Source organism: Desulfobulbaceae bacterium (genome assembly GCA_015231515.1).
Taxonomy (GTDB): domain Bacteria; phylum Desulfobacterota; class Desulfobulbia; order Desulfobulbales; family VMSU01; genus JADGBM01.
In genome coordinates, this window is sequence record JADGBM010000107.1 from 1 (window position 1) to 10,125 (window position 10,125).

Annotated in this window: 9 protein-coding genes; 2 read left to right on the plus strand and 7 right to left on the minus strand. The window is 44.6% G+C overall.

The window, feature by feature from the left end:
- Both HQK80_13340 and HQK80_13345 read right to left on the minus strand, forming a co-directional pair.
- On the minus strand, positions 1–644 hold a 644-nt coding region (locus tag HQK80_13340), incomplete at its 3' end, for an HAD family hydrolase (GenBank protein MBF0223186.1).
- 32 nt (positions 645–676) lie between these two features.
- Positions 677–1,195 carry a response regulator transcription factor gene (locus HQK80_13345; GenBank protein ID MBF0223187.1) on the minus strand — a complete coding sequence of 173 codons (519 nt, stop codon included), beginning with the start codon at positions 1,193–1,195 and terminating at the stop codon, positions 677–679.
- Between the two features lie 246 nt (positions 1,196–1,441).
- On the opposite strand from HQK80_13345, the gene HQK80_13350 reads away from it, so the two are divergent.
- Positions 1,442–2,365: a manganese-dependent inorganic pyrophosphatase gene (locus tag HQK80_13350; protein ID MBF0223188.1), complete on the plus strand. Its 924-nt coding sequence runs from the start codon at positions 1,442–1,444 to the stop codon at positions 2,363–2,365.
- 274 nt (positions 2,366–2,639) lie between these two features.
- Here HQK80_13350 and HQK80_13355 read toward each other — a convergent pair whose 3' ends face one another.
- The gene (locus tag HQK80_13355; protein ID MBF0223189.1) at positions 2,640–4,055 is read right to left on the minus strand and encodes a hypothetical protein; all 1,416 of its coding nucleotides are present in this window, start codon (positions 4,053–4,055) and stop codon (positions 2,640–2,642) included.
- A 421-nt stretch (positions 4,056–4,476) separates the two neighbouring features.
- Here HQK80_13355 and HQK80_13360 point away from each other — a divergent pair, with 421 nt between their 5' ends.
- Entirely contained in the window at positions 4,477–5,949 is a 1,473-nt protein-coding gene (locus HQK80_13360) for a cobalamin-dependent protein (protein MBF0223190.1), read from the plus strand.
- Here HQK80_13360 and HQK80_13365 read toward each other — a convergent pair.
- The 4 genes from HQK80_13365 to HQK80_13380 all read right to left on the minus strand — a co-directional run bounded on the left by HQK80_13365 (position 5,929) and on the right by HQK80_13380 (position 10,078).
- Positions 5,929–6,276 carry a hypothetical protein gene (locus HQK80_13365; GenBank protein MBF0223191.1) on the minus strand — a complete coding sequence of 116 codons (348 nt, stop codon included), beginning with the start codon at positions 6,274–6,276 and terminating at the stop codon, positions 5,929–5,931. The genes HQK80_13360 and HQK80_13365 overlap by 21 nt on opposite strands.
- Before the next feature lie 10 nt (positions 6,277–6,286).
- On the minus strand, positions 6,287–6,874 hold the full coding sequence (ccsA, locus tag HQK80_13370; protein ID MBF0223192.1) for a cytochrome c biogenesis protein CcsA: 588 nt from the start codon (positions 6,872–6,874) through the stop codon (positions 6,287–6,289).
- Positions 6,875–7,126: 252 nt separating this feature from the next.
- Positions 7,127–8,437, minus strand: a complete 1,311-nt coding sequence (locus HQK80_13375) for a cytochrome c biogenesis protein ResB (protein ID MBF0223193.1) — start codon at positions 8,435–8,437, stop codon at positions 7,127–7,129.
- Positions 8,438–8,581: 144 nt separating this feature from the next.
- Positions 8,582–10,078, minus strand: a complete 1,497-nt coding sequence (locus HQK80_13380) for a hypothetical protein (GenBank protein ID MBF0223194.1) — start codon at positions 10,076–10,078, stop codon at positions 8,582–8,584.
- Positions 10,079–10,125: the final 47 nt, after the last annotated feature.

Below are 10,125 nucleotides of genomic sequence, written 5' to 3' on the forward strand. Positions count from 1 at the left end.
ATGGCAGCCGAAATGGCAGTTTCCATGTCTGTGTTGGTGTCGCCAAGGTAAAGAAAGTCAGACGATGAGATGCCGCACTGTCTGGCAATGGCTGTTGCCGCAGTTGGGTCGGGTTTTCGTGGCACGCCTGGTTTGGCCCCGTCGACATGGCGGAAAGGCCAACTGCTCAAGAAATGATCGACCGCTTTTTTCGTAGGGGCATGTGGTTTATTAGAAAGAATATTTAGAACGAGGTTTCGGAGTTGCAACTCGGTTAGTAACTCAGAAATTCCCGGATAAAGTCGGGTTTTGTTGGACCACCTGAGTTCATACTCGCTGAGCATCAGGTCTGAGCATCTAGAGACAAGATGCTCGTCGGTGTCAAGGCCTTGGGGCAATACTCGCCGGCTGAGAATTGACAGGCCGTTGCCGACAAAATGCTTATATGATTCCACCGGGTGAGTGGGGTAGCCGAGCGTGGCAAGGGCTGCGTTCATTGAATCGGCAAGATCGTCAACGGTGTCGAGTAGGGTGCCGTCAAGGTCAAAGAGGACGGCTTTGATGTGATGGGTTAGATGTCGAATAGTGATTGTAAGCGTAGCTGAATTAGTTGTTTGAGGTCTATGGGAAATGACGGGGAGAGCATACCTTTCTTTACCCGACAATCTTCTGTTAAGGGGCTGCTAGACCTAAGTAGTTACGGTTTTTCGGACGTGTCCTTGTCAGAGCTTGTTTCTTCTGTGGACTTTGGAATCGTACTTTCATTGCTGTTGATCGGAGGATTTGGACTACAGGATGGTAGGTTCCCCATTGCCGTATCAATAATTCTGCGGGCCACACCAAGTCTTGCTCGCAGTTCGGAGGGTTTACAGGGCTTAACAATATAATCATCTGCGCCACCATCGAGGGCCATGATTTTTTCTTCATGGGATTTTCTGGCGCTGAACATAATGGCATAGACATACGGAGCATTAGTCCGGGTTCTGAGTCGTTGACATATTTGAATGCCGCTCAGCCCTGGCAGATTCCAGTCAACGATAGCGATACGGATAGTGTGGTCTTTTTCAAGTTCATTCCAGGCGCTGTCACCGTTATCAGCCTCAATGGCCTCATATCCCCATTTACCTAAAAAGTTTTCTATGCCTCTACGAACAGTGGGATTGTCTTCGGCTAAAAGCACTTTTGGCTTTACAGGAGAATCGGTTTGGTTGGTCATGAGCGTTCAGCGTGGTAGAGGGTGAAAATATCTTTACTAATAACCGTTATGAACTTTTGATTAATCAAAAATATCTCTAACACGTTAAAGAATCAAAGACAATATTCACAGGGGCGAAAAGCTACATTTTTCTGCTTGACGGATATTTGCTTAAGCACTATGTTCAATCCCTTATAATTATATAGTTATTTTATTATTTTGGTAATAAAATTTATACTCATTTAATCAAGGACGGAGGAAATTATCATGGCAATTTACGTAGTTGGACACAAAAGCCCGGACACAGACTCAGTAACATCAGCAATTGCATACGCAGCGCTTAAAAAAGCTCAAGGCGTTGATGCAGTACCTGCTATGCAGGGTGAGCTGAATCCAGAAACCACAATGGTTCTGGCAAAATTTGGTTTTTCTGCTCCTGAGATCATGACCGATGGCGCAGGTAAGCAACTTATTCTGGTTGATCACAGCGATATCGCTCAGGCCCCAAACAATCTTGATAAGGCTGAAGTTGTAGAAATTATTGATCATCACAAAATTGGTGATATCACAACGAACAATCCTATTCTGTTCAATGCTCAGCCTGTTGGCTGTACCGGTACAGTTTTGAAGCAGATGTTTGATATTAACGGTGTTGATATTCCTAAAAATGTTGCAGGTATCATGCTTTGCGCAATTTTGAGCGATACTGTAATGTTCAAGTCCCCAACCTGTACAGATGCTGATAAGAAGGCCTGTGATGCTCTTGCAAAAATTGCTGGTGTATCTGATATGGAAGCGTTGGCTATGGAAATGTTCAAAGCCAAATCTGCTGTTGATGGTGTTCCAGCTCGCGACCTTCTTTTCCGTGACTACAAAGACTTTGACATGAAGGGCAAAAAAGTTGGTGTTGGACAGCTTGAGCTTGTTGACCTTTCTCTGGTTGCAGGGATTCGCGATGACCTCTATGCAGCATGTAAGGAAGTTAAAGGTGAAGAAGGACGTCACTCAGTACTCCTTATGCTCACAGATATCATGAAAGAAGGTACTGATCTGATGGTTGTTTCCGATGAGCCAGCTATGATTGAAAAAGCCTTCGATAAAAAACTTGACGGTCAGACCATGTGGGTTGATGGCATGATGAGCCGTAAAAAGCAGACCATACCTCAGCTCCAGAAGGCTTTTGGCTGCTAAGTTTTAGTTTTATTTTATGAAAAAAGCCACGTTACCCTTAGAGGTACGTGGCTTTTTTTTTATGTGATCACAACCATGTTTCAGCTCCCCCCCATAAAAAAACTTAACAGGTCAAGATGTTGAGAATGCATTGTTATTTTACCACAGAGAGCACAGAGAGCACGAAGGTCATTTTGAGTAATTGCAGCCATCCTTCGTGATCTTCGCGGTCTTCGTGGTTATCAAATATTCTAATTTGAAATAGTATGCTGAAAGCCGGCGGTAATCGTCTTTTTTATGGTATGGGATGAACCTTTTGTTTGTCTCGTTGATAATCAAAGGAGTCGTCGTGCTCGTCGGTGTGACAGTTCAGGCAGACGGCTGCCGCAGGTGTCTTAATCGGTTTATAGGTGTCAGGGGCACTGACGTGCTGTATGGCGGCGCCATGGCAGGATTCACAGCCTACATCGCGCAGGTATTTGGGCAGTGTTAATGCGAGATCAGCGGTTTCACTTGTAATGCCTGTTACGTGACACGGCAGGCAGTCCAAGTTGAACTGCTGCCGTTTGTTGATCAGGGATGAATAGGCGTCAGCATGGGGTGTCTGGGACCATGAACCAAAGATCTCCTCGTGACAACGCTGGCAGGATTCCCAGCCCGAATAGGTTGAGGTCAGGATGTTGGTCGCGGCACTTTTTCCCTTGCCGACATTGTTGATCTGCTCGTTGATCTCTTCCACAACTGCCTGCACTTTTGGATCATTGGGCAGCGATGTTTGCATGGCGATAAACTGATTGGTAAAAGTTGCAGGGAGATTCCTGACATCTTCTTGCCTGGAGAGTTTTTCGGTCAATATTGCTATCTCTTGAGTGCTGCTTTCCTGCTGCTGGATAAGGTTTTGATAGGCACGAAGTTTGGGGGGATTGTTTTTCAGCTCCTCAAGTGGGTTGCTGTATTTGCTATACTTACTGAGCTGCCATTCGAGGCGATCGAGGTTTTGCCGGGCTTTGGTAAGCTTTTCTGCTGTTTTTTCTCCCCATAGTTTAGAGTTCTGCCAGCTGATCTTCATAATGCCAATTTCCTTGCCCTGTTTGCCGGTTTGACAAATTAAGGTGTTGTCTGCCGCAACAGGGGTCATGTTTGCGGTTGACACACCAGCCTGGATGATGATGTGTATCTCATGGAGCTTAGCAATCTCCTTGTTTTCAGCATTCGTCAGGTTTGAGAGCAGCACCAGCATATCAGTTTTAGGTGAAAGATCGCTGATGATTTTTGGCAACACATCTTGCCAGGGTTTGACCAGAATATCATCTTGCTCTTTAAGAAAAGAATCAGCCTGGCCAGTGAGTCCAATCAGTCCGATCTGTAACGCACCGATCTCAACAGTTGTGCTGGGTGTGAAAACTGGGGCAGACGTTAATTTATTATACAGGTTGGCGCTTAGCCATGGAAAATTGGAGTTGGCGGTTATGGTTTTTAAAAAATCCAAACCAAGGGCCATATCTTGCGCAGCAACGCCAACGGCGTGATAGCCCATGGCATCATAACTTTTCACAATACCTTTGGCCGTGATACGGACCTGTTCTTCCTGGGCGGCTGTAATGTTGGACTCTTTGAACAGGAGATTTCCCCCATCAACAATCAGCGCCGGAAGTTGTGCTTCCTCAGCTACTTTATTAAACTGAAAGGCTTTTCTGGACAGACCGCCCAATTGATTACTCTTTCAGCCACAGGGCTCTATCTCGCCCTTAACGTCATTAGAATAAAAAAGCAGAAAATCCTGTGGCGTTTGGGCAAGGGCAGAAAATGGAATTGCTGAAAGCATAAGGAAAAGAGCAAGTAGTTGTGGTATCATTGGGTGCACCCTGGTTTATGTATTTTTAACTAGCGGCTAAATTTTGTTTTGCCACAGACCCACACGAACTCACACGGACAACTTCATGAAGTGAGAACGGATTTGAACAGTTGTTAGTGAGTTGGCTATCAAACTGGAACACTATTTTTTGAACTATAATCATCTCTATACAAACAATTTAAAAAATGTCCAATTGTTATGAAATGTGCCATGAAGTGTGATAAAGTTGGTTTTTACTTTACTGCATACTCATTATTTGAACAGGTTTGTCTACTTTATGAATAAAATTTTATTTATCACTGCGCCCTATCATGCCGGGGTTGTTGAAGTTGCTGGAAGATGGGTGCCCCTGTATATGGTCACGGTTGCCGGGGCCTGCCAAAGTGCGGGGTTCGAATGTGTTATTTATGATGCGATGACTAAAGATTCAACGCATGACGATGTTCGTAATGTTATTGAGGCGACTAAGCCCGATGTGGTGGCTGTGTCCACCATTACCAGTACCTCTATTGATGCCATCAAGGTGCTTAAAACTGCAAAGCAGGTGAACCCTCAAATTGTAACGATTGCTGGTGGAATACACGCCAGTTTCATGTACGAAGAGATTTTTAGTCAAAACAGCTGTGTTGATTATATCGTTGTTGGAGAAGGGGAGGTAACTCTGGTCGAGCTGCTGCGCTGTCTCGGCCAGAATAATGATCCAGCTCAGGTTGCCGGAATTGCTTATACCGATCAGCGGGGTACAATTACTAAGACTTCTGCTCGACCTCACCTTAAATCTCTCGATAACATGCCTATGGCCTGGGATCTGTTGGACTGGGATGATTATACCTACTATATCCTGCCAGGCTCCCGTTTAGGCGCCGTTGCCACCAGCAGGGGGTGTGAATTTGGCTGTACTTTTTGCTCTCAACAGAAGTTTTGGCAGCGGTCATGGCGGGGCCGATCAGCCAATGATGTTGTTCGCGAGATCCAACTCCTTCATGGGACTTACCTGGTTGATGTTGTTTTACTCACAGATGATTACCCAACCCCTGATCGTGAGCGCTGGGAGAGTATTCTTGATAAATTGATTGCCTTGGAGTTGCCGGTGAAACTGCTCATGGAGACCAGGGCCCAGGACATCATCAGAGATAAAGATATTCTGCATAAATACAAAGCCGCTGGTATCATTCATATCTACGTAGGCACTGAAGGCACCAATCAGCAACTGCTTGACCGTATCAAAAAGGAGCAGTCGGTTGATGAATCCATTGAAGCCCTCAGATTATGCCGTGAACATGGCATTATAACAGAGACCTCCATGATTCTAGGATTTCCCGATGACACCAGGGAATCGCTACAAAAGACTATCGAACTCGCTAAACTGCTTAACCCGGATTTTGCCCATTTTCTGGCAATAGCGCCCTGGCCCTACGCTGACATCTACCAAGAGTTGGAACCCTACGTCGAAGAATATGACTACCGGCGTTACAACCTTGTCGACCCTGTTATTAAGCCGAAAAATATGACACGTAAGGAAATTGATGAAGCAATTGTCGATGGCTATCGTCAATTCTACATGGGCAGGTTCAATAACATTTTAGAGATCGAAGATTTGTTTATTCGGAATTATATGCTGACAGCAGTGAAACGGATGATGGAGCACTCGTTTATCCGCGAGAAAATCGGCCGCCTCGATCAGGGAATGCCGGAAGAGATGAAAAAAATACTGGCCGGTATGGCAAGCTCAGCGCCAGAGAAAGCCTAAAACGCTTCCCCCCACAAATAACACCCCCAAAACCACATGTTTGGCTATGAGCAACGTCTTTCGTTGCTGATCATAACTGTCCTTGGTGTTTTGTCCTTTGACATGTAGATATCTGCCAATGCCAGTCAGAATAATCAGTACCATTGACCAGGTCTGTAGCCAGAAAAAATTATGCAGAAGGGTGCTGATAATCCGAGAAGCAGTGATGTCTACCACGGCACTGTCTATTTCCTGGTTGACCAGAAACAATACGAAAAGACTGGCCAGCCAAAGGGCCGTAAAAAAATCATGGGCGAAATCATTGATCAGCGCGAGGTATTTTTTCATTTTTAGGGGTTTAGAGCATATATTCTGTGTGAACCGTATTTGTGATAAATGGAACCAGAAATAGGGTCAGGATAACAAGGCCGAAACAACAAATTATGAAAATGGCTGCTTTTTTTTCTTTTAAGCCATGAAACCGCCGTAGATGCATATATATTCCGAAAGCTAGCCAAGTGAGTAGTGACCATGTTTCGATAGGGTCCCAGGCCCAATAACGTCCCCAGCTCTTATGGGCCCAGATGGCCCCGGCAATGACTGAAATTGTCCAGAAAACAAAGGCCATTCCGAAAAATTGAAATGAATAGGAATCTAGACTTACCGGGTCTGGCAATTTCTGAACAAATGTATTGCCTGATTTTTTTTTTGCCTTAATCAGATAAAATATTGAACACCCCAAGGCAATGAATCCTGATCCCACTGTAATTTTGGCAAATAGAATATGAACGATTAGCCATAAAGTGTGGAATGTGGCAGGAAGATTCTGAATTTGTGGGTTTGCCATCAATCCCAGCCCAATCATTAAAAAAGCACAAGGCAGTGTGATGACCCCAATAAATTTTATAGAATGCTTTTTATAGCAGGCGATGAGATATGAAAGCATTACGATCCAGACAGTGGACGATATACTTTCAAATGTGTCAAGGTAAGGGCCATGTCCTGAGCTAACCCAGCGAATAATTATAGCAATTGAATGAAAAGCAAGGCCAAGCCATGTCAGTGTTATGCCGAGGTCAAGTTTGTTCTCCTTTTTAAAAAAAACAGCATAAGTAAAAACTATTGACGCTGATATATAGAAACCAATTGCTGCCCAAAATAATGAAAATTCATAGCGAAGCACTTTCTTTCTCCTGTCTTATGCAAGCGCTTTGATGAGAGTTTGTTTAATCTGTTCCAACTCGAAATGCGTGCAAGGTGTACGGCCTCCTATCTTGCCGTTTATTTGAAACTGGCAACCATTTCCAGAACATGAATAACCAATATAAATTTGTTTTGTCGGTAATAAATACATCAGTACCATGCCGATTACAATCAGCAAAAAACTTAAGTAGACTCCCGGAAGAACGTAGCCTCGTATTGCAATAATGCCTGACCAGGGGCGGACATCTAAGAAAGTGAGTATGTTATCATCAAAATTGATGGTTTGGCCCAGCAGTAAACGGCCTTCAAATTGGATATCTTTGTTTTCAAGGATAGTTAAATCTACGCCTGGTTGTATTAGGGAAAAAGACGGGCGTGAAATGTCTGGGAAAAAACGCATTTTAAAAATGTAGCCGGTATTTGGATAATCACTTTTGCCGGTCAGGGGTTTACTTTTATCCCCCACCGCATCAAGGATAAAGTGACTGACAATTGGTTTGGCATCATTGGTATGTAGAGCAAAGGTAAGGGCATAACCAAAATCCTGCGATTGATGAAAGCTGACACCGCCATGCTCAATAGGAGAGCTCACTGAAATTTCATTTTTGCTTACAATGTTGCCGTTATCATCGCTAAAAAGAAGTTGGCTGTGCATCTGTTGTTCTTGATCATTGTCCCAATAGGCAACCTTGAACTTATTGAGTCTGACATTAAATGGAAATGTGAGCCTTTCAGCAAGAGGGCCATTGCTTGGTACCAGCCAGTCTCCATCTTGACCAATAAAAGTTTCACCTTCCATCAGCGGCACAAAGCCACGTTGATGTTTGAACAAGCCATAAATTGCTGCGTTTAGCAGGATAAAAAGACCTAAGTGAAAGATGAAAACACCCCAACGACTTTTCATGTGTTTTGCAAATACAAGATGTAGAAAGTCATGTTCTGTTAGTTCAGTTTGGCAGGTAAAGCCATAGCCAGCCATAACTTGTTTTATATCTGCTGGAATAGCTTCGCGTGCATTATTTGTTACTTGAAAAGAAATGCTATCTTCTTTTAAGCCGACAGGGACAGATTTTTTGTTGGTATGTAAGAAACGGAGCTGCTTTTTCCATTGCTCCCATAGGGTAATGAACAATGAGAGATAGAGAAGAAAGATAATAATGAGGAAAGGGATAGATGAAAAAACGTGGTTTAGTTGCAGGAGGTCGATGAACCGGTAAAAAAATGGGTTGGCACTTTTTAAAGATTCAAAATAGCCCTGAGACCGAAAAGCAGTTTGGGGAATAACAAGACCGAGAAGGCTAAACATGCCAATAAGCCCAATAAGCCATAGAACATTTTTAGGACGGGTCAGGGAACATTTAAGAGATTGATACAAGAGTTTCAACGTGATGGATGGTGATATACGTTTAGTATGTTAATAGTGACCACGAGATTACTCAAGGGAGGGGGGTTAAGGGTCGAAAGTAACAGGTCCTCCTCCTATACAGTCAGTGCCGGGGTTGGCATCATGTTTAGTGCTGCAGGCTGTGGTGTTGGCATAGCAGCTGCCCTTGTCGTAACCGGTAGAGCAATCTTTGGTGGTATCATCGAAAGGATCGGTCACTTTTTTAAAACCCCAGACTACCGGCCAGACAAGACCTCCGCCTTCATCTAATGAATAGGGGGCAGCATCACTCTCGTAGCCGATCAGCCTGCTGCGTTTGCTGCCATGTGGAACTATAATATGGCAGGTGATACACGGATAGCCCGCGTCAGTTTGAGATTCACCTCCACCTGTACCATATTTGGGGTAGGCACTAGCCCATGGGTTAGCCTTAAAATCTCTACGATAATGCTTCTCGTGGGCGTAATTGCGGAATATGTTCTTACTTTCGCCTGCGTCCCAGACAACTTCCATAGAGTGACATTTTTTGCAAAGCAGCTCTGTGCCGACATTATGCAGGTTATAATACACATCGGCCAATGTCCATAATCTTCCTCTTGTAACATTATACGGCCATTCGTAATTAGTTGTGCCCTTAATCATGTTTGGATTGGCTGAACCATGCGGGCCTACAGGAGTTGCGGCGTCATTACCGTGACAGTCTGAGCAATACATGGTCTGATTGCCAACCCCACTGCCACCAGAAGTATTCCAAGGCGCTACCATGCGGCTTGTGGCAAGGTTTTTCGGAGCGTAAGAGCCTGTCTGGCTGGAGAGTCCAACCCGGACCGGGTGTGCCGATTTATTACCTTTTGAAAACTCCATCGATTGGTCAGTAATAGTGACACCGGAAGGGCCGGTTAAGGCGGTTATACCATCGGCATCCTGAAAGGCGTAATAGGAGTGGCATTTGAAGCAGATCTGGTATTCCTTGGTGGCTGGATCTGTTTCAGTATAAGTTGTAGCTGGTACCCAGGCAACATCGGTAATTGGCTCGACCCCCCAAACACCTGATAAGGCATTTGACACAGCATTGCCGTCAGTGAAAACAGTATGGTTGCCAGTTTGAGCAGTATGCGGCTCATGGCAGTCTGAACACTCGACATGTCTGTTAGTACCCGGGAATGTAGAGCCTGTAGATGCCGTCTCTAATTCTAACTTACTGGTGGTATGCCGGCCACTGTAGCCTACGTCATCAAGGTAGGTATGGCCATATGTTTTATCAATTACACTCTGAATGTTTTTTGCCGGCCCCCCTACACCATGGCAGTCTTCACAGAGATTTTCTTCAGAAAGACCACGAAGTGAATTATTAGGAGTGCTAGGCACGTTGACCCGGCTGGCATGCTGATCATGGCAGTGGGCACAGTTGCCTACTACAAATCCGGTGGTCCTGCCGGTAACGCCATTCGTGGTGTCACCATGGGCAGAATCAGCATAGGTGCCAGCGTAACTGTAAGAGGTGAGCAGCAATACTAGGCTCAGAGTGGTCAGATAAAAGGATTTAGGTATGGAAAGTCTCATCTGTTTCCTATTAACGGTTAACAATATTCACATACTGTAATATAAAA

Bases quoted from the DNA above. Each gene is read 5' to 3' on its own strand.
- HQK80_13345 (MBF0223187.1), bottom strand. From the start codon at position 1,195: ATGACCAACCAAACCGATTCTCCTGTAAAGCCAAAAGTGCTTTTAGCC.
- HQK80_13380 (MBF0223194.1), bottom strand. From the start codon at position 10,078: ATGAGACTTTCCATACCTAAATCCTTTTATCTGACCACTCTGAGCCTA.
- HQK80_13350 (MBF0223188.1), top strand. From the start codon at position 1,442: ATGGCAATTTACGTAGTTGGACACAAAAGCCCGGACACAGACTCAGTA.
- HQK80_13360 (MBF0223190.1), top strand. From the start codon at position 4,477: ATGAATAAAATTTTATTTATCACTGCGCCCTATCATGCCGGGGTTGTT.
- HQK80_13365 (MBF0223191.1), bottom strand. From the start codon at position 6,276: ATGAAAAAATACCTCGCGCTGATCAATGATTTCGCCCATGATTTTTTT.
- HQK80_13375 (MBF0223193.1), bottom strand. From the start codon at position 8,437: ATGTTTAGCCTTCTCGGTCTTGTTATTCCCCAAACTGCTTTTCGGTCT.
- ccsA (MBF0223192.1), bottom strand. From the start codon at position 6,874: ATGCTTTCATATCTCATCGCCTGCTATAAAAAGCATTCTATAAAATTT.